19 protein-coding genes and 1 pseudogene are annotated in these 18,372 nt (G+C 51.3%); 1 reads left to right on the forward strand and 19 read right to left on the reverse strand.

Going from position 1 to position 18,372, the window contains the following annotated elements:
* The first annotated feature begins 66 nt into the window (after nt 1–66).
* The gene (locus QJ036_RS00065; RefSeq protein ID WP_283229390.1) at nt 67–1,092 is read left to right on the forward strand and encodes a glycosyltransferase family 2 protein; all 1,026 of its coding nucleotides are present in this window, start codon (nt 67–69) and stop codon (nt 1,090–1,092) included.
* Between the two features lie 65 nt (nt 1,093–1,157).
* Here the strand turns inward: QJ036_RS00065 and QJ036_RS00070 are convergent, their stop codons facing one another.
* The 19 genes and pseudogenes from QJ036_RS00070 to QJ036_RS00160 all read right to left on the reverse strand — a co-directional run bounded on the left by QJ036_RS00070 (nt 1,158) and on the right by QJ036_RS00160 (nt 18,361).
* A complete protein-coding gene (locus QJ036_RS00070; RefSeq protein ID WP_283229391.1) occupies nt 1,158–2,210 on the reverse strand; it encodes a transglutaminase domain-containing protein in 1,053 nt (350 codons plus the stop codon).
* Nucleotides 2,189–3,649, reverse strand: coding sequence for a Mur ligase family protein (locus QJ036_RS00075; RefSeq protein ID WP_283229392.1), 1,461 nt, complete (start codon nt 3,647–3,649; stop codon nt 2,189–2,191). Before QJ036_RS00075 ends, QJ036_RS00070 begins: the two co-directional genes overlap by 22 nt.
* 12 nt (nt 3,650–3,661) lie before the next feature.
* Nucleotides 3,662–4,033 carry a VOC family protein gene (locus tag QJ036_RS00080; protein ID WP_283229393.1) on the reverse strand — a complete coding sequence of 124 codons (372 nt, stop codon included), beginning with the start codon at nt 4,031–4,033 and terminating at the stop codon, nt 3,662–3,664.
* Nucleotides 4,034–4,046: 13 nt separating this feature from the next.
* Nucleotides 4,047–4,640: a 3-dehydroquinate synthase II domain-containing protein gene (locus QJ036_RS00085; RefSeq protein ID WP_283229394.1), complete on the reverse strand. Its 594-nt coding sequence runs from the start codon at nt 4,638–4,640 to the stop codon at nt 4,047–4,049.
* The gene (feoB, locus tag QJ036_RS00090) at nt 4,633–7,002 is read right to left on the reverse strand and encodes a ferrous iron transport protein B (RefSeq protein WP_283229395.1); all 2,370 of its coding nucleotides are present in this window, start codon (nt 7,000–7,002) and stop codon (nt 4,633–4,635) included. Before feoB ends, QJ036_RS00085 begins: the two co-directional genes overlap by 8 nt.
* 114 nt (nt 7,003–7,116) lie before the next feature.
* Complete coding sequence (locus QJ036_RS00095) at nt 7,117–7,275, reverse strand: hypothetical protein (protein ID WP_283229396.1); 159 nt, start codon at nt 7,273–7,275, stop codon at nt 7,117–7,119.
* Nucleotides 7,276–7,285: 10 nt separating this feature from the next.
* Entirely contained in the window at nt 7,286–7,549 is a 264-nt protein-coding gene (locus tag QJ036_RS00100) for a hypothetical protein (RefSeq protein ID WP_283229397.1), read from the reverse strand.
* A 167-nt stretch (nt 7,550–7,716) separates the two neighbouring features.
* Nucleotides 7,717–8,138 (reverse strand): annotated as a pseudogene (locus QJ036_RS00105) (DUF6935 domain-containing protein).
* Between the two features lie 135 nt (nt 8,139–8,273).
* Nucleotides 8,274–9,059, reverse strand: a complete 786-nt coding sequence (locus tag QJ036_RS00110) for a TPM domain-containing protein (RefSeq protein WP_283229399.1) — start codon at nt 9,057–9,059, stop codon at nt 8,274–8,276.
* Between the two features lie 12 nt (nt 9,060–9,071).
* A complete protein-coding gene (locus QJ036_RS00115) occupies nt 9,072–10,157 on the reverse strand; it encodes a TFIIB-type zinc ribbon-containing protein (RefSeq protein ID WP_283229400.1) in 1,086 nt (361 codons plus the stop codon).
* A gap of 116 nt (nt 10,158–10,273) precedes the next feature.
* Nucleotides 10,274–10,426, reverse strand: coding sequence for a helix-turn-helix transcriptional regulator (locus QJ036_RS00120; RefSeq protein ID WP_283229401.1), 153 nt, complete (start codon nt 10,424–10,426; stop codon nt 10,274–10,276).
* Nucleotides 10,416–10,691 carry a response regulator gene (locus QJ036_RS00125; protein ID WP_331487444.1) on the reverse strand — a complete coding sequence of 92 codons (276 nt, stop codon included), beginning with the start codon at nt 10,689–10,691 and terminating at the stop codon, nt 10,416–10,418. Before QJ036_RS00125 ends, QJ036_RS00120 begins: the two co-directional genes overlap by 11 nt.
* A 205-nt stretch (nt 10,692–10,896) precedes the next feature.
* The gene (fucO, locus tag QJ036_RS00130) at nt 10,897–12,045 is read right to left on the reverse strand and encodes a lactaldehyde reductase (protein WP_283229403.1); all 1,149 of its coding nucleotides are present in this window, start codon (nt 12,043–12,045) and stop codon (nt 10,897–10,899) included.
* A gap of 33 nt (nt 12,046–12,078) precedes the next feature.
* On the reverse strand, nt 12,079–12,945 hold the full coding sequence (locus QJ036_RS00135; protein ID WP_283229404.1) for an L-ribulose-5-phosphate 3-epimerase: 867 nt from the start codon (nt 12,943–12,945) through the stop codon (nt 12,079–12,081).
* Nucleotides 12,938–14,470 (reverse strand): FGGY-family carbohydrate kinase, encoded by a 1,533-nt coding sequence (locus QJ036_RS00140; RefSeq protein ID WP_283229405.1) that lies wholly within the window; start codon nt 14,468–14,470, stop codon nt 12,938–12,940. The genes QJ036_RS00135 and QJ036_RS00140 overlap by 8 nt, the downstream gene beginning before the upstream one ends.
* 17 nt (nt 14,471–14,487) lie before the next feature.
* Complete coding sequence (locus tag QJ036_RS00145) at nt 14,488–15,699, reverse strand: hypothetical protein (RefSeq protein WP_283229406.1); 1,212 nt, start codon at nt 15,697–15,699, stop codon at nt 14,488–14,490.
* Nucleotides 15,700–15,741: 42 nt separating this feature from the next.
* Entirely contained in the window at nt 15,742–16,815 is a 1,074-nt protein-coding gene (locus QJ036_RS00150; RefSeq protein WP_283229407.1) for a LacI family DNA-binding transcriptional regulator, read from the reverse strand.
* A 22-nt stretch (nt 16,816–16,837) separates the two neighbouring features.
* Nucleotides 16,838–17,392, reverse strand: a complete 555-nt coding sequence (locus QJ036_RS00155) for a hypothetical protein (protein ID WP_283229408.1) — start codon at nt 17,390–17,392, stop codon at nt 16,838–16,840.
* 12 nt (nt 17,393–17,404) lie between these two features.
* Nucleotides 17,405–18,361 carry an aldo/keto reductase gene (locus QJ036_RS00160; protein WP_283229409.1) on the reverse strand — a complete coding sequence of 319 codons (957 nt, stop codon included), beginning with the start codon at nt 18,359–18,361 and terminating at the stop codon, nt 17,405–17,407.
* Nucleotides 18,362–18,372: the final 11 nt, after the last annotated feature.

The following is an 18,372-nucleotide window of genomic DNA, read 5'->3' on the forward strand; positions in this document are numbered from 1 at the left end:
AGCATGGTCACCTGTTCACCGATGCTGCCATAGATTGGCATTCAAATTATTATAAGGAGCTGCTTTATGAAATTATTATCCATTGCCGTACCCTGCTACAATTCGCAGGATTACATGGAACACTGTGTGGAGTCTCTTCTTCCCGGCGGAGACGACGTGGAAATTCTCATTGTCGACGACGGCTCCAAAGATAATACGGCTGCCATTGCCGACCGTCTGGAGGCTTCCCATCCCGGTATTGTCCGGGCCATCCATCAGGAAAACGCCGGACACGGCGGCGCTGTGAATACCGGTCTTAAGCATGCCACCGGACTGTTTTTCAAGGTCGTGGACAGCGACGACTGGGTGGATGCTTCCGCTTACGAAAAAATCATGACCTTTCTCAGGAAAGCAGTCAGCGAAAACCGGCTGCCGGACCTTGTGCTTTCCAATTATGTATATGAAAAGCAGGGCGTCGCCCACAAGAAGATCATGCAGTACCGCAAATACTTCCCCACGGATACCTATTTTACCTGGGATGAGGTAAAGCCTCTGCCACCCACCACCTATATTCTGATGCACTCGGTGATCTATCGGACAGAAGTTCTTCGAGCTTCTCATCTGGATCTTCCCAAGAAGACATTTTATGTGGACAGCCTGTTTGTTTTCCAGCCCATGCCCTGGGCAAAGAGCATCTACTACATAGATGTGGATTTTTATCGATATTTCATCGGCAGAGAGGATCAGTCCGTCAACGAATCCGTCATGATATCCCGGCTTGATCAGCAGTATCGTGTCAATTACCGTATGATCGATATCCTGTTGAATTCCGGTCTTCACTTTGACAGCTCCACCCTCTGCAAAAATATGTGCTCTTATTTGAATATCATCACAACGGTCTCCTCTATTATGTCCATCAAATCAGGCACGGAGGAACATCTCCGCTGGAAAAAGGAGCTTTGGGAGTATCTGAAAGAATCCAACAGTTCCCTTTACCGAAAGCTTCGTTACCGGACCCTGCTGGGCATTTTCATGAATCTGCCCGGAAAGCCTGGCCGAAAAATTTCTGTGATTGCTTACAATATCACCCAGAAGATCTACGGCTTCAATTAAAGAATCGAATTATATAAAACCGGCCGCATCTGTTTCCTGCAGACACGGCCGGTTTCTTTTCTTTATCAATAATAAAACTCCAGCGCCTCATCCATATTGTTGACAGGATAATACAAAAGCACCTTCCGTTCCCGGTCTAGCTCATACCAGGCCGTATTCCAGAGCGGCGCAAAGCGCTGGTCGACCGCCGCGTATTCCGGCTGATCGAGTCCATTCACCTCTGCCACGTTAAAATAAGAAATCGGATAATCCCCCTCCTGCTGTCGCTTTTCATCCGTCATTCCGAAATAGCGAAGCCCTACGAACGTATCCAGCTCAAAGGTAGGATCCATATGATAATACTGCCCGTCGAGAACCACCATCACCCATTCATGGGCATTGCTCATATCCCGGGAAAGCGCCCCGCACAGACAGGCATTGACGTCTGTCTGAAGGAGCAGATACACATAAGCCCCTGCGATCTCCTGACAGATGGCCCTGTCTTCCATGAGCGCCCGGTAAGGCGACAGATCGATGGATGATTCAAGTGCCTCATAATCATAACACAGGTTATTTGTCAACGCCGTGTAAAGAGAAACCACCCGTTCAAAAGGGACATCTCCCTCCTTAAGACAGCCTGTGATCCACCAGCTGATCCTGTCCTTAAACTCCTGTACCCGCTCTTTATACTCCTCCAAAGGAACCGTGTAGGTGATCTTTCCGATCCCGTTCTGAGGCTGATTTTCCTCTATGACGGTGTAAGCGGATGCCACCGGAAGGCAGGATCTGGCAATGTCAAAGACGGCATAATAGGATATCGCATCCGGGCAGGGAAAGCTCTCCTCCCCGGCCAGAGCTGCGTCGCAGAAATCGTAAAAGATCTGTTCGATCTCCTCTCCGTATTTATCCTTATACTCCGCCGACATCACATGCGGCTGGAACACATACGGGTAAGGCTTCTGCGCCTCCGCTTCCGGTACGGTCTGTGTCGTCTTCTGCATTTCTCCTGCAGCACCGGACTCCCGATTGCCGGATCGTCCGCAGCCGGACAAGCCAAAGGAAACGACAAAAAGGCAGCACAAAAGCACCGCTGCCAAAACTCTCTTTTTCCGGTTTTTCATGAATTTTCTTTTATCCATCTCTGCACTGCCTTTGCATCCGAAATATAGGGTACAAATTCACCGCGGATCCGCTGGGTCACCTCAGCTCCCTTTCCCGCCAGGATCACCACATCTCCCGGCTTTGCCGCATCCAGAGCCGCCCCGATGGCCTCCTCCCTGTCGGGAATGATCCTGCAGGGCTTTGTGATATGGCATTTGATCTCTTTACAGATATCCACCACATTTTCATAACCGGGATCATCCGCCGTCAGATACACATAATCGGCGTATTTCTCTGCCAGCTCTCCCATATCCCGGCGCCGCACCGCCGACCGCTCTCCGGCGCTTCCGAATACGGAATGAACATGCTTCGGGGCAAAGGTCTCCAGCACTGCCTTATAAACATTCAAAAAACTCAGATAATTGTGGGCATAATCCACCACGATATGGATCCCCCTGTGCTCCATGAGCATCATCCGTCCCGGAATATGGATATAACGGATTCCCTCCTGGATGGTACCGGGATCGATCCCCATGACAAAAGCCGCCAGAATAGCCGCCGTCAGATTCTCCACATTGAACCGGCCCACCAGGCTGGTCTCAAAGGCATACCATTTCCCCTGCCAGCCCACCTCAAACCGGCTGCCGGACGCAGAAGGCTCAATGCTTCGGATCACCCCGTCGCAGGTCTCATCATGGCCGTAAAGAAGTACCTTTTTTCCGGCACACCCCGCCATGACCTGTTCAAAAAAACGGGTTTCCCGGTTTACAATGACCGTATCGCACTGGGCAAGGAAGGAGATCTTACAGCCCACATACTCCTCCAGGGTGGCATGCTCCTTGCCTCCGATATGATCCTCATCCACATTGAGGAAGATCCCGATGGGAAACCGCTCTCCGTAAACGCGGGACAGCTTCATGGCCTGGGAGGACACCTCCATCACCACATGATCGCAGCCGTTGTCTACCGCCTCCCGAAAATAGGACTGGAGCTCAGCAGGCTCCGGCGTCGTCAGATGGCTGATCCTGGATTCCCTTCCGGTATTGATCTCCATGGTGGAAAATATCGCAGTCTTTCCCGGCCGTGCTGCATCCAGTATGGATTTGAGGATATAGGCCGTCGTGGTCTTTCCTTTTGTTCCGGTAATACCCGTCACATACATCTTCTCACCTGGATATCCGTAAAACCACCGGGCCGCCACGGAAGCTGCCTTTCTGATATCCGTCACCAGAATATGGGGAAGCTCCACGCCGAAATCCATCTCCGCCATATAGAGCATGGCTCCCTTCTCGGCTGCCATTTCCAGATATTCCTTTTTAAAAGTATAGCCTTTGCACACAAAGAAGGCTCCTTCCGAAGCCTCCCTGGAATTGGTGGTAAAGGAGGCGGGCGCCAGGCTTCCAATGCCATCGGAAGCCATCAGAAGGAGTCCCTCCTCTTCCAGCAATGCTGTCAATTCTCCGATCGTTCCCTTCATATGCCAGCTCCCTTATCTCCGCTCCGGTATAATTTCCAGCCAGTAGCCGTCCGGATCTGAAATAAAATAGATGCCCATAGAAGGATTTTCAAAACAGATGCAGTCCATGGCGGCATGCTTTGCGTGAGCCGCGTCGTAATCATCCACCGTGAAGGCAAGATGGATCTCATTATCTCCCAGCTCATAAGGCCTGTCCATATCCCGCAGCCAGGTCAGCTCCAGCTGGTGAGGAGTCTGTCCGTCTCCCAGGTAAACGAGGATAAAGCTTCCGTCCTCCTTTTCCTTTCTGCGTACCTCTTTAAGACCAAGGGCTTCCTTATAAAAATTCAGAGATCTCTGAAGATCATAAACGTTGAGATTGTTATGGGCAAATTTGAAGTTCATATCCTGTTCCTCCTTACAGCTCTTCAATAAATTCCTCCACGGCCTCGCCCTTATGGCGCCCACAGGGCTCCTGAGGATAAGAGACCAGTACGTCCCCCTCCTTCAAACCGACAAAAGCTGCCGCTTCCTCTTCTCCTGCAAGATAAACGCTGTCCGCCTCCTGCACCGTAGCCGAGATGCCGTTTTCCAGCTCCAGACGCCACAGGGGACGCTGTTCCTTTTTGACCCGGCCCACACAGACACTTCTCACACCGCTCTCAGAAAACACCGAGATCAGATCTCCCGGCTCCACCTCGGCCAGATACTTCACAGCACCGCCGACGGTATAAACATACTGATGAAGAGCACCTGCATTGACCCGAAAAACCCGGCGGGGATACGTCTCCACCTGCCGATTTTCCGACATGGCCTTCACAAAACCCAGGCAGGTATTTCCGATCAAAATCCCTTCCTCCTCAGACAGGGCATCAATAAAATCCAGTTCCACCCGGATTCCCTCCCCGAGCTTTGAAAGCCTGACGATTTCTGATGGCTGCACAGTCTGCAGCCCTTCTTCCTTTTTCTTTTCCATATGCTCAGTATAACACAGGGCAGTTTCCTCACGCAAGTCCTGCCGCCATTCCGATCAGTTTCACAAAAAATGCACAGATCCATGCAATAACACACTGTCCGATCACCACGTATGCAGCCCACTTGCCTCCCAGCTCCCGTTTGACGGACGCTACAGCCGCCACGCAGGGGGTATAAAGCAGACAGAACACCAGAAGAGAAGCCGCCGCCAGCGGAGTGATCACGGCCGCCAGTCCCGCTGTAGTTCCGAAAAGCACAGACAGGGTAGAAACCACGCTCTCCTTTGCCATAAAGCCTGCGATCAACGCGGTAGAGATCCTCCAGTCGCCAAAGCCAAGAGGTGCAAATACAGGGGCGATCAGACCGGCCAGCACAGCCAGCATGCTGTTCTGGGAATCTGTCACCACATTGAGGCGGACATCAAAGGTCTGTAAGAACCAGATCACGATCGTCGCCACAAAAATGACCGTGAAGGCCCGCTGCAGGAAATCCTTTGCCTTTTCCCACAGAAGCTGGGCCACATTTTTTAATCCGGGCATCCGGTAATTAGGAAGCTCCATCACAAAGGGAACTGCCTCCCCCTTAAACATGCTTCCCTTGAAAATAAGCGCCATCAAAATCCCCACAACAATTCCAAGGAAATACAGACCGATCATAATGAGACCGCTGTATTTCGGGAAAAAGACTGCCGTAAAAAATCCATAGATCGGAAGCTTCGCCGTACAGCTCATGAACGGCGTCAGAAGGATCGTCATTTTTCTGTCCCGCTCAGACGGCAGCGTTCTGCTTGCCATCACTCCCGGCACCGTACATCCAAAGCCGATGAGCATGGGAACGATGCTCCGTCCCGAAAGACCGATCTTCCTCAGAAGCTTATCCATGACAAAGGCGACCCTGGCCATGTAGCCGGTATCCTCCAGAAGAGACAGGAAGAAAAATAGCGTCACGATAATGGGAAGGAAGCTGAGGACACTTCCGACCCCGTTAAAGATACCGTCAATAATCAGGGAATGAAGGACTGCATTCACATTCCATGAGGTAAGAGCTGCATCAACAACACCTCCCAGCCAGTCAATTCCCATTTCCAGAAGGCCCTGGAACCAGGCACCGATCACGTTGAAGGTCAGGAAAAACACCAGCCCCATGATCGCCACAAAGGCAGGGATGGCCGTATATTTTCCGGTCAGGAACCGGTCGACCTTTTCGCTTCTCTCCCGCTCCTTACTCTCTCTTGGCTTCACCACCGTTTTTTCCACCAGACGCTGGATAAAGGAAAATCTCATATCGGCAATGGCCGCTGCCCGGTCCAGTCCCCGCTCCTCTTCCATCTGACAGATGATATGCTCCAGCATTTCCTTCTCATTTTGGGAAAGATTCAGGGCTTCAAGGATCCGCGGATCCCCCTCCACCAGCTTGGTTGCCGCAAAGCGGACAGGAATTCCCACTGCCTCCGCATGGTCTGTAATCAGATGAATGATACCGTGAAGGCAGCGGTGGACCGCTCCTCCCTCATCGTCCTGGCCGCAGAAATCCATACGACCGGGCTTCTCCTGATACTGGGACACATGGAGAGCATGATTGACAAGCTCCTCAATTCCTTCATTTTTTGCCGCAGAAATGGGAACCACCGGGATTCCCAGCATGGCTTCCATTTCGTTGATATGTATAGCCCCGCCGTTTCCACGTACCTCATCCATCATATTGAGAGCCAGAACCATGGGAACATTCAGTTCCATAAGCTGCATGGTCAGGTACAGATTCCGTTCAATATTGGTGGCATCCACAATATTGATGATGCCGGTGGGCTTTTCCTCAAGAATAAATCTTCTGGACACGATCTCCTCGCTGGTATAGGGGGACAGAGAATAGATGCCGGGAAGATCCGTCACCAGCGTGTTGTCGTGGCCCTTGATGGAACCGCTTTTTCTGTCCACCGTGACACCGGGAAAATTTCCTACATGCTGATTGGAGCCGGTCAGCTGATTAAACAGGGTCGTTTTTCCACAGTTCTGATTTCCGGCCAGAGCAAAGGTCAGACAGGTATCCTTGGGAAGCGGGTGCTCCTCCGCCTTCACATGGTAGCGTCCGCCCTCGCCAAGGCCCGGATGCTCTCTGCTGGAAACCCTGGTCAGAATCGCTCTGCCGGATTTATCCCTGTTGGAGGATTCCCTTTCTTCCGTTTTCTCTATCTCGATCTGCTCCGCGTCTGCGATCCGCAGAGTCAGCTCATAGCCGTGGATGCGAAGCTCCATCGGATCACCCATGGGAGCATACTTAATAAGGGTGACCCTCGCTCCGGGAATCACCCCCATATCCAGAAAATGCTGCCGCAGCGAGCCGGAGCCGCCGACACTCTTTACAATGGCTGACTGTCCAATTTCCAAGTCTCTGATTGTCATGACATAATGCCTCCTTTTTCTCATCGGTAAGTCTAGCCTTACTATATAAGGTATACTCCGACCGGAGAAAGATGTCAACTTATTTATGATTCAATCCGTTTGACTCTTTTTATGTCAGCCCAAGATGGCAGCGATACTGCCGAACAATGTGAACAGCATTACCGCCGCCAGAACGATTCCGATTCTTCCCAGCGATTTTATCAGCCGAAACAGGGTAAGCTTTTTTCCGTCACTCTCCGCCCGTCCGACACCAAACAGGGAAAAGATCCCCACCTTCCGGTCGTCACGTCTGCCGATCAGCCTTTTTTTCCCGTTCCTTTGTCACCGTGATCTGTCCTGTCTGACCATTCATAACCGCAGTCAGTTTTCCGTATTTTATAAAATAAACCGGAAGCAGAGCAGGGATTGCGTTCATATTTCCCGTTTCTGTCAGTACGCTGACGCCGCTTGACTGCATGACTCTTTCCACCTCCGGAAGAAAATCTTCTGCAGCCTCCTCCCTGATTCTGCGGTCTGTCTCCGCACCCGAAATATCCGACAGCTTCACATGATGCCCCGCGACGTATCCATACTCAAACGGACGGGCTTTTGACCAGTCAAAGGGCTCTATCTCGTCAAGGACCTGATTATCCAGCTGACCGGAGGTATTGACGGCCGTTCCCTCCCGTTTGATGTCCCTTTCCCTTTGTTCAGCTCTGATTTAGTTTTCTTTTTTCACGCCCACGGATCATTTGCCTTCGGCTGCCGGATATCCGTCAGCAGATACTGCTCCCAAAGGCACCACTGTCCGTCGCCTTTTCTGCGCAGCTTTATGGGGCGGGGCTGTCTGCGCCGCCACTTCCAATATACAGCCGGGCATAGCCCTGCTCATCATAAGAATGGGCATCCGATGTGACCGTCACACTGAACGGCTCCGTCGGCGTGTAGTTATTATCCGGCGTTGCACCTGTGAAGTAAGAAAAAGGCAGATATGTGCGGTTCCCGCGAAAACGGTCTTTCAAAAAGGAAAGATCCTGTCCGTTCAAAGGTCTGGGGCCACGAAGGAAATTCAGCTGCTCAATGCCGATGTCCAGCTGTGCTGCATAGGCACAGAGCGCACAGACAGTCAGCTCTGCAGTTTTAAAGGGAGTATCCATGGATGCTTCCTGCAACTGAACGGACAGTGAGTGGCCTGTGTCTTGTTTTTCAACTGATCAAATATACTCATAGGATACTCTCCCTTCTATTTTTTTCCGAATTTTCCTGTCTAAAAGCGTTCCTCCCGCATGGTTCTAAAACTTGCCGCCGCTTCCCCCGTGGGTATTTCCGGAAGAGGAGGTGTGCGTTGTACTGGAGCCGGATCTCTTTTCCTCCTTTTCCGTACGGTCAACGTGCCGATATAAAAACATATCACTGCTTCTTGTCACCTGCATACTCCCCGGCACCACATAGCTTGTAGCCTTTGGCTGCCTGCGGACAGTTTTCAGCTTACTCCTCATACTGCCGGTAATAATAAGAGCCACAATCAAGCCACCGGCCAGAGCGATCAGCAGATGCTTGACGACCCCGAAAGGTTTTTTCGGCAGGTTGCCGCTGTTATAAGGCTTCCCTGTCCTGGCCTGCTCAATAAAGTCCCGGCACTGATCGGCAAAGGTATGGAACGCCTTTGCATACTCCCCATCAGACAGATCATCCAGAAACTGCTCAGACAGGTATTCCAGACCGGCATCGGTAAAAGCGGTAATTCCATAACCGGAGGTGGAAATCCACCAGTCCCGGTCTTCCATGCTGACAAGGAGCAAAACTCCGTCCTTTCCATAGCCGCCATAATCATAGAAATCATCCGCAAAGGCCATGGGAGGCAGCCCTTCGGTGCTGTCCACAGTTACAATCACAGCATCCATTCCATATGTAGCTTTGATCTTATCCAGTTTTTTCAGAACATCTGCTTCTTCCGAGGCTGACAAAAGATCTGCATCATCCACCAGCCTAGGCAGGCTTTCTTCCGCAAAAGCCGGCAGCACCAAAGAGACGCACAGAAGCAGAGTAAAAAGCATTGCAAACAGTTTCTTCTTCATTCTACGCACCTCCTACAGCAGCCACAACAGATAAGATGCCGCAAAAATCACGGCACCGATCCCGCCGGTCAGTCCAAACAGCCATTTTTTATAGGCGCCCTTATCCACCGGCAGATCTCCCACAAACTTTCCGGTCTGCCCGTTCATGGCAAAGGTGTATTTCTGTCCATTCCATGAGGTGTTCAGGATCCACACAGGATACAGCGCATACTTTGCAGTCCCGTTGTGAAGACGGATCGTGGAAGATTCCGGGGTGACGGTCATATATCCCTGCACGGTGGAAGCAAAGGCATCCTCCGTACTCCTTTTTATTCTCGCATTGGCCCGCTCCACACTCTGTCCTGCATCCACATCGTATTTATCCGCCAGATATCCGGCCAGATAGGCCGTCTTAAAATCCACCGCTTCTGCAAAATCAAAGGGTTCTATGGATTCCATCAGATCATCTGCCATTTTGGAAGAGCCGTCCACCGGAACATGGTTGAACCCGATGCTGCCGCCCCGGTTCACCGAATAGAAGCTGGTCTCGGTGTAACGGTATCTGCTGTCGGACCACTGGCGGACACGGGTCGCCTTATAACGGATATCCGCATCTGCATCTGCATCGAACAGCCAGAAGGGCACATAAATCCCCTTGATCTCGTCAATGTGATTCTGATCCCGGAAGACCTTCGGCAGCAGCCTCTTCCCGCTGTAATGCTTGAGCAGGGCTGCCTTCGCGGCCTTTTTGTCCACTTTAAACGGAATCACATAATCTGGCCTGAGATCTCCGGAAAACTGTCTCATCATGACCACCGGATTTCCGCAAAACGGACAGGATGTGGCTCCCGTATTCTCGTCTCCTACAATTTCTCCTCCGCAGGACTTACAGATAAAGATACGCAGCCCTTCGGTCTCTCCCTCCTGCCAGGCGCCTCCTGCCGAATCATCCCATGCCATTTCATCTTCCGGTTCATTCTTCAGGCGCTCATCATAGGCAGCCAGAGTATCCATCTCAAATTCCGTATCGCAAAACGGACATTTCACTTTCTGTATGGTACTGTCAAAAGCCATCGGGCCTCCGCAGCACGGGCATTTATACTCCTGCAAATCTGCCAAACTGCTCACTCCTTTCCAATAGGACTTGCTCCTGTTCCTTTACATTTCATTATATAGTTTTTTTCAATCGCACTTCCCCCATTTGGGGGATAACTGCAATTTTTTCCGCATTGTTTTCAGAAACCGTTCACAATGAGCCTCTTACTCATGACCATGGCAGCCAGCTTGGTTTTGGACGCATAGCCGGTCTTCAAAAGCATATTGCTGACATGGGTTTTTACTGTCTCAACCGACACATTGAGGACAGCTGCCATCTCCTTATAGGTCATACCCTCCACCAGCAGATGGAGGGTCCAGCATGGACGTAACAATAATAACTTTGAGCTTCGGGAAACGCGCCTTGAGAACCCCGGTCGCCTCAAATCCGCTTTCGTCATTTTCCGTACAGACATCCATCAGCACCAGATCCGTCTGAACGGATGCACAGAGCTTTTCCGCAAGGCTTGCCCTTGCAACAGACCCGACCAGGCAATACCCTTCACTCTGCCTGATGTAGCCTTCCATCGTCTCACGCATCATTCGTTGATCTTCCACGATCAGCTTCTGATCTGATTTTATCTTATCATACCCGACGCCGGATTTCTATTATCATTTTGCTATTTATATGAAAACCGGGGCCTGGAAAACACGGCAATCGCTTATGAATCCAAAAGAAAACGCCGCAAAACCAACTGTCCATGCGTTTGCACACTGACATTGGATTTTGCAGCGTTCTCTCTTTATCTTTCTTTCCGCGCAGTTACAGCAGACTTCTGTACAGAGCCTCGATCTCCTCCAGGGTCACATCCTTGGGATTGCCGGGCGTACAGGCATCCTTGATGGCACTTTCGGAAAGGAAGAGGACATCCTCAGGCTTTGCAATCTCCTTTAAATCGGCGGGAATTCCCACATCAGCCGCCAGCTTTTTCACAGCATCCACAGCGGCCTTCCGGTATTCCTCCTGACTCATGGAATCAACACCCTCCACTCCCATGGCTCTGGCGATCTCCCGATACTTTTCTCCCGTGGCATCTGCATTGAACTCCATGATGGTTGGAAGGAGAACTGCATTGGCCACACCGTGAGGTGTGTCATAAACAGCACCCAGGGCATGTGCCATGGAATGAACGATGCCGAGGCCCACATTGGAGAAGCCCATGCCGGCGATGTACTGTCCAAGGGCCATTCCGTCACGGCCCTCGTCGGTATTGTCCACGGCACCGCGAAGAGATTTCGCAATGAGCTCGATGGCCTTCAGATGGAACATATCCGTCATCTCCCAGGCTGCCTTTGTGATGTAGCCCTCAATGGCGTGGGTAAGAGCATCCATGCCGGTGGCTGCCGTCAGCCCCTTGGGCATGGAAGCCATCATATCCGGATCCACCACTGCCACAATGGGAATATCATGGGTATCCACACATACAAATTTTCTTCTGTTTTCCACATCGGTGATCACGTAATTGATGGTGACCTCCGCAGCCGTTCCCGCTGTGGTCGGCACTGCAATGATGGGCACGGAAGGGTTCTTTGTGGGCGCCACACCCTCCAGGCTCCTCACATCCGCAAATTCAGGATTGTTGATGATAATACCGATGGCCTTGGACGTATCCATAGGAGAACCGCCGCCTACCGCCACAATGAAGTCTGCGCCGGATTCCTTAAAGGCTTCCACGCCTCCCTGTACATTCTCGATGGTAGGATTTTCCTTAATATTGGTATAAACCTCATAAGGGCAGCCCACCTTCTCCAGCACATCGGTCACCTTCTTTGTGACACCGTACTTGAAGATCGTAGGACCGGAGCACACAAATGCCTTCTTAAATCCCCTCTTCTGTACCTCTGTTCCGATTTCAGCCACAGAGCCTCTGCCGAAATAAGAGGTTTCGTTTAAAATCATTCTTCCACCCATGTTACCCTCTCCTTTACTGCTATGTAGTTTCTATTAAACAGTATAACCGCCCTGTCTCATTTTATCAACCACAAACTCCTTTGCCGCACGAAGGTCTGCCACAGCCTCCTCCATGGTGCAGGGCTTTGTATTGTCGGCCCACATCTCCACCATGAATCTTCCGGCATAGCCAAGGTCATGAAGCTTCTTAAACAGATCGGCAAACCGCACAGTACCGGTACCGAAGGGCACGCATTTGAACACACCGGGCTTTGTCTCCTTCACATGGATGGCTGTAATATCCGGAAATCCCAGCTCAAACTCATTCTCCGGGTCAGCGGAAAACTGAGTCAGATTTCCCATATCGGGATAGATCTTGAAATACGGAGAAGGGATCTCCCTCAGGTAGTGAGTCGCCCGGAGAATGGTTCCCACAAAAGGAGTATCCATGATCTCCATGGCGAGAATGATCCCTGCCTTGGCGGCCATGTCCACAGAATCTTTCATTCCCTGTAAAAACAGTGCCTTTGTTTCCTCATCGGATTCCTCATAGTACACGTCATACGTAGCCAGCTGGATGCAGGTCACTCCCAGCTTCTGAGCCAGAAGAATCCCCTTTTCCATGATCTCATAAGCTTTTTTTCTTGTCTCAGGATTTTTACTTCCAAAAGGAAATCTTCTGTGACCGCTCAGACACATGCTGGGGAAGGTGATCCCGGTCTCATCCATCAGCTCCCGCATTTCCCGGATCGTCTTCTGATCCCAGTCCAGGCGGGCCAGCCGTTCATCGGACTCGTCCACGGAGATCTCGATGAAATCAAAACCTGCCGCCTTGGCGGCCAGCATTTTTTCCTTCCATGAAAAGGCGTTGGGAAGAGCCTTCTCATAAATTCCCAGAGGGATTTTATGCAGACTAAACATCACTCTCTCCTCCGTTATTTAAGGTTTCCCAAACGCCGGACAATGCATCGATCACCTTCCGGTACATCTGGTATTTGCGTCCGTAAACGTCAGCGTACTCCGGACGGGGCATCACCTTTTTCGATACATGCACCAGTCTGGCCGCAGCTGCCTCATAGCTCTCATAAACACCGGCGCCGATTCCTGCTGCCATGGCTGCTCCCATGATGCCCTGTTCCTCACACTCCACCGTCTCAATGGGGATCTGGAGGGCATCGGCAAAGATCTGTACCCATACATCGGAATTGGCTGCACCGCCTGCCAGACGAATGGCCTCCGGTGCTTCCCTGTTGGCAAGAAGCCTCTTCACGTGGGTCAGATGAGAAAATACGATTCCTTCATAAACAGCACGAAGCATATGGCGTCTGTCGTGGAAATCGGTAAGACCGACAAAGCTTCCTCTTGCCAGCGCATCCTCGTTGGATCCGTTTAAGAAAGGCAGGAAGATCACATTGCTGTCTCCCGGCTCCACAGAAGCAACTGCCTCGTTGGTAAAGTCATAAATGCTCTTTCCTTCTGCTTTGAGCTCCGCCTTCTTCTCAGCAAGAAGCTCATCAATGAACCACTGCATATTTCCAGCTGAGGTAGGACTGCTCTCCTCGATCAGGAAATATCCGGGAATACAGAACATGGAATTAAGAGCCACTGTCCCATTGGTGATGGGTGCCTTTGTAATATATTCATTGATACTCCAGGTGCCCGCGATCATGCACATGGGCGCTTCATCGTAAATACCGGAGGCGATTCCGCAGGCATCCACATCGAACATGCCGGCCATCACAGGAGTTCCGGGAAGAAGACCTGTCAGCTTTGCCGCATCCTCCGTCACAGAGCCGCAGATGTCCGCCGAAAACTTAAGCGGCGGAAGCTTGTCATACACCATCTCCAGGCCGAAATATTCAAGAAGCTCCTTGTCGTAGGCAGCTGTCTTGAGATTCACCAGGTTGGCGCCGGAAAAATTGGTATATTCCCCATTGGCCACGCCGGTCAGGCAGTAGCGGATATAATCATTGACGGAAAAGATGTATTTTGTTTTTTCCAGTACACCGTCCTCATGATCCCGGATCCAGGCAAGAAGGCTCACTGGCTGGCAGGCCAGAATATCCTGAAACGTCTTTTCATAGACTTTTTTCGCCGTACCGTCTTCTTTCCACTGCCTGGGATAAGCCCAGGCTCTTGTATCTGTAGAAAGGATGCCGGGATAAGAAGGACGTCCGTCCTCTCCCACCATGTAAAGGCCCTTGCCGTGTCCCGAGAAGGATACACCCACGATATCAGCAGGATCCACACCGCTCTTTTCCACTGCCGCCTTTACCACCTTGGCATTCTGCTCCCAGAGAGCATCCATATCACGCTCCGTAAAACCGGGCTGGGGGGTCTTGTTCTGGATGGGTTCCCTGGCCACTGCGGCCAGGGAACCATTTTCATCGACGAGACCTGCCTTCACGAAGGTTCCGCCGTTGTCAATTCCAATTAAGTACTTCAATGTGTTATCTCCTTCTATTATACTTCAGGAACAGTTTTAGGATCGTCCGGGTTGTTGGGTCCAAAATGCTTCAGGATCACGATGGGCTCAAACTTACTCTTGTTCTCGATGACAATGCCTGCCTTTGCAGCCTGCTCGGATACGAAATACTCATCAGCGCTCTGCTGACCGAACCGCAGCATGGTAGCAGTCTCCGCATCAAATTCGCCGAAGCGTCCATGGCCCTGAACGAAAATGCAGCCGTAAGCAGCCGGATCGGAGATGGTCACGGTCTGTCCGGGATATACCGTCAGCTCCTTGGCGCACACGTAGCCGTTGGCATAGGAAACCCATTTCTCCACGTACTGCTCCGTCTCTCTGTGTACAACAGGCGGACGGAAATAGGTCTTCTTATAGTGGGGATCCACATTCTTTTCCCAGTCGAGAAGTCCGAAAATATAATCGATATCATCCTTCTTGTCCTCAGGGCACTCCTCCACCAGCATGTCGCGGGGATAGATCTCACCGGAAACCACGTTCTCCTGTACGGAGTTTACATCAGAATTCCACTGAGGCTCATAGGTCAGATAAGAAGCCGGTGCATGGATCACGCCTGCAGGAGTATACCAGCCGGTGCCAAGCTCTACTCTGTAAGCTCTGGAGAGCTCCGTAATTCTGGTATCACCGTCGCTGTAATGTCTCAGACGCTCCTTAACTTCCTCAGGATCCGTATCGGGATCAAATCCAAAATAAGTAGCGTTGCACTCACCGGAATAATTGTTGAGCTGCTTCGGGAAGTAATAGGACTCGGGCTTTCCGAGCTTGCCTACCCTTGCTGCTGCCTCAAAGGTCAGATGTACGTGATGGAACAGAGGATTCTCAAAATCAAAGAATTTGGAATACATGGGCCAGCCGCCGTATTTCTCCATGAGCTCCTCGCCGACCACCTCAGCGCCCAGCGTATCGATTGCTTCCTTCAGAGTGAATTTCTCATCGGAATCCGGAGATACTGCCACATAGCTCATGCCTTCATCAGGAGCTGCCAAAGGGCCGTTGTTGGCTGCAATGGTGGAGGAGAACCAGCGCTCCTTGATGGATCCGCGCTCGATTCCCAGCGCATAGTAATCATCGGGATGAAGTTTCAGTCTGTGTCCTGCTTTTCCGAATCGTCTCGGTACGAAGGTCGGCATCAGACGGAATACGCCTTTGCCTTCTTCAAAAGTTTTCTTAATCAATGCTTTGTCTGCCATAATTTTCAATCCTCCTATTTTATTTTCATATAGCTTCTGTAACTACTCATCAAACATCACATCAAGGCGTTTGGTCGCCGAATTCATCGTCGAGTCGCGGACCGCCATGTGAACCCGCATAAAGATCCGTTTCGGCTCCTCTTCCGCTCCCTCCATGCGTTCGAATAAAAGCCTGGCTGCTTCCGCCCCCATCTCATACCTGGGAGCGATCATCGTCGTGATGGACGGCGAAGTGATAATAGAGAGGGCTGTTCCCTCGAAGCCGACCAAAGCAGCCTCCTGGGGTACAGCGATTTCCTGCTCCCTGCAGGCGGCAAGGGCTCCCGACGCTACCTGGTCATTGACACAGACAATACCATCGGGCCGTTTCCCGCAGGCCAGAAGATCCATCATGGAATGGTAGCCGTCAAGAACCGTGTAATTATTGTTCCGGATCAGCTTCCTGTCCAGGCAGAGCCCGTAATCCATCATGGCCCGTTCCACTCCGCAGAGGGCCAGATGATGCAGAGGTGCGTCCTCGGCATTGCCCAGATAGGCGATCTCATGCCTGCCGATCTCCAAAAGATGCTCCGTCATAGCATAAAACGCTGCCTCGTGATCCACACGCACAAGATCCAGTTCCCTATTCATATCATGGGACTCCAAAAGCACCACCGGAATCCTCGTGCCGCTTTTTTTTAACTGGCTTAAGGATTTTTCGTATTCCGCATACTCCCTGTCCTCCTGACGCTGGCCGGGAATAAGAATGATCCCGTCGATCCAGAGCTTTTCCAGGGACCGGATCAGTTCCTTTTCCTTTTCCAGAATACCGTCGCTCTCCAGGATCACAGGAGTAATATTCTTTTTGTAGAAAAACTCACTGATGCCCTTGATGATATCGGTGTAATAATTTCTGCGCAGGGTGGGAATCACAATGGCGATCTGATTGCGCCTGGTGCTCTTTAAACTGCTTGCAATGGGATTCGCACTGTAGCCTGTCTCCTGCACCGCTCTGATTACCCGGTCCGCAAGGACGTCATCCACATTTCCCGAATGATTAAGCACCCGGGAAACCGTGGAAATACTGACTCCTGCCGCTGCAGCAACATCTTTGATATTTGGCACGCCTTTTTTCATCCTGCAACCTCATGAACGTATGTTATACGATCATTTTTTCTTTCATTTTCTCGATCTTGAAATCACAGTAATCGCAGCCGGCATGTGCGCTGGCACACAGCCAGGTTCCGGTCAGGCCAAGGGCATTTGCATGGCCGAAGTCGCCGTAGCTTGCGATATCACAGAGATAGCCGACTTCTTCGGGAGAAAGTCCCATTTTTTCCCATCCCTGGACGAGTGCACACTTGCCCTCCATCCGCACGGTGGTATACTCCTCGTTCTTTTCCAGGATCTTGTTTCCGACAGCCAGAGTATTGGCTACACCGTTTACATCCACCAAGAACTGTGCCAGGCCTGCGGGATCTCCCTCATGACCCTTGCCGAAGCCCAGACCGTTTGCCTTGTACTCACCGTAAGCATAAAGAGCCTTCTTTGCATACAGATCAAACAATTCCTTCGGCATTACCTTATAGAAAAATGCAAGATACCTGGCTCTGTCCTCCATACAGGACTCCACCATGGCTCTCACCTCTTCGTAGGTGTATGTTTCTTTCTTGTTGTAAGCTTCATTCTGATCCTTGCTGTATTCCTTTACCATTGCTGTTCTCCTTTATAACGCTTTTAAAAATGTATAATCAGCGGCAGAAAACTCTGTCGACAGTGTGTCAGTCAGATCCTTAAGCTGCGCAGCGCTTGATGCCGCAGCCAGCGGAACCATAGGGAAATCCTGTACGGCAATGAATCCCAGAAGGGCCTGGGTCAGGCACCAGCCCTTTTCCCGGCAGAGCGCTTCCAGGCCTTCAGCGATTTTCAGATTGCCTTCGGTGCAGAAGCAGTTGTCCTTCATGGCCTCTTTTCCCTTTTTCTGAAGGGCGTGGAAAAAGCCGCCTGCGATCCCCATGTAGGGAACAAGCAGATTCTTTGAATTTCTGTGATAATCCAGCATTTCGTCATCACAGATCACCATGGTTGCATCGGGATAGGTTCCCATATACTTTACACCGATGTTGTACATGGCCTGATTTGCAACGAAGCCACGGTAGCCCATTTTTTCACAATAGGCGTCCGCCTCCTTCATTCTGGCTGTGGACCAGTTGGAGCAGGCGTAGTAACGGATCTTGCCGGCACGTCTGAAATCCTCCATGGTCTCGATCAGTTCTTCCACCGTCCTGTTCTCATCGTCCCTGTGGTAGAAATAAATATCCACATAATCCACCTGGAGCTTTTCCAGACTGGAATCCAGATCAGAGGTCATCTCCTCTTTGGAAAGCCGGCTGGTGGTCATGGATTCAAAGCGGGGGTGTCCGCCCTTGGTCATCAGGATAAAATCCTCCCGGTGTCCCCGTCCATGGATCCATTCTCCGACTACCCGCTCAGAGCGGGCGATTTCTCCGGGAACCCAGTCAGAGTACACGTGGGCAGTGTCAATGACGTTGCCGCCGCCGGCAAGATAGCCCTCCAGCATCCTGGCCGCATCGTCTCCGTCCCATTTAAGTCCCGCATTGACCGTACCAAAGCCCACACCGCTCATCGTAAGATCCGTGTCGGGAATCTGAATCATTTTCATGCTGTTCCTCC

Source organism: Fusibacillus kribbianus (assembly GCF_030053595.1).
GTDB lineage: Bacteria > Bacillota > Clostridia > Lachnospirales > Lachnospiraceae > Lientehia > Lientehia kribbiana.

Coding starts and splice junctions, on each gene's coding strand:
- QJ036_RS00065 (WP_283229390.1), top strand. CDS start 67: ATGAAATTATTATCCATTGCCGTACCCTGCTACAATTCGCAGGATTAC.
- QJ036_RS00070 (WP_283229391.1), bottom strand. CDS start 2,210: ATGGATAAAAGAAAATTCATGAAAAACCGGAAAAAGAGAGTTTTGGCA.
- QJ036_RS00075 (WP_283229392.1), bottom strand. CDS start 3,649: ATGAAGGGAACGATCGGAGAATTGACAGCATTGCTGGAAGAGGAGGGA.
- QJ036_RS00080 (WP_283229393.1), bottom strand. CDS start 4,033: ATGAACTTCAAATTTGCCCATAACAATCTCAACGTTTATGATCTTCAG.
- feoB (WP_283229395.1), bottom strand. CDS start 7,002: ATGACAATCAGAGACTTGGAAATTGGACAGTCAGCCATTGTAAAGAGT.
- QJ036_RS00110 (WP_283229399.1), bottom strand. CDS start 9,059: ATGAAGAAGAAACTGTTTGCAATGCTTTTTACTCTGCTTCTGTGCGTC.
- QJ036_RS00120 (WP_283229401.1), bottom strand. CDS start 10,426: ATGACCTATAAGGAGATGGCAGCTGTCCTCAATGTGTCGGTTGAGACA.
- fucO (WP_283229403.1), bottom strand. CDS start 12,045: ATGGGTGGAAGAATGATTTTAAACGAAACCTCTTATTTCGGCAGAGGC.
- QJ036_RS00135 (WP_283229404.1), bottom strand. CDS start 12,945: ATGTTTAGTCTGCATAAAATCCCTCTGGGAATTTATGAGAAGGCTCTT.
- QJ036_RS00145 (WP_283229406.1), bottom strand. CDS start 15,699: ATGGCAGACAAAGCATTGATTAAGAAAACTTTTGAAGAAGGCAAAGGC.
- QJ036_RS00150 (WP_283229407.1), bottom strand. CDS start 16,815: ATGAAAAAAGGCGTGCCAAATATCAAAGATGTTGCTGCAGCGGCAGGA.
- QJ036_RS00155 (WP_283229408.1), bottom strand. CDS start 17,392: ATGGTAAAGGAATACAGCAAGGATCAGAATGAAGCTTACAACAAGAAA.
- QJ036_RS00160 (WP_283229409.1), bottom strand. CDS start 18,361: ATGAAAATGATTCAGATTCCCGACACGGATCTTACGATGAGCGGTGTG.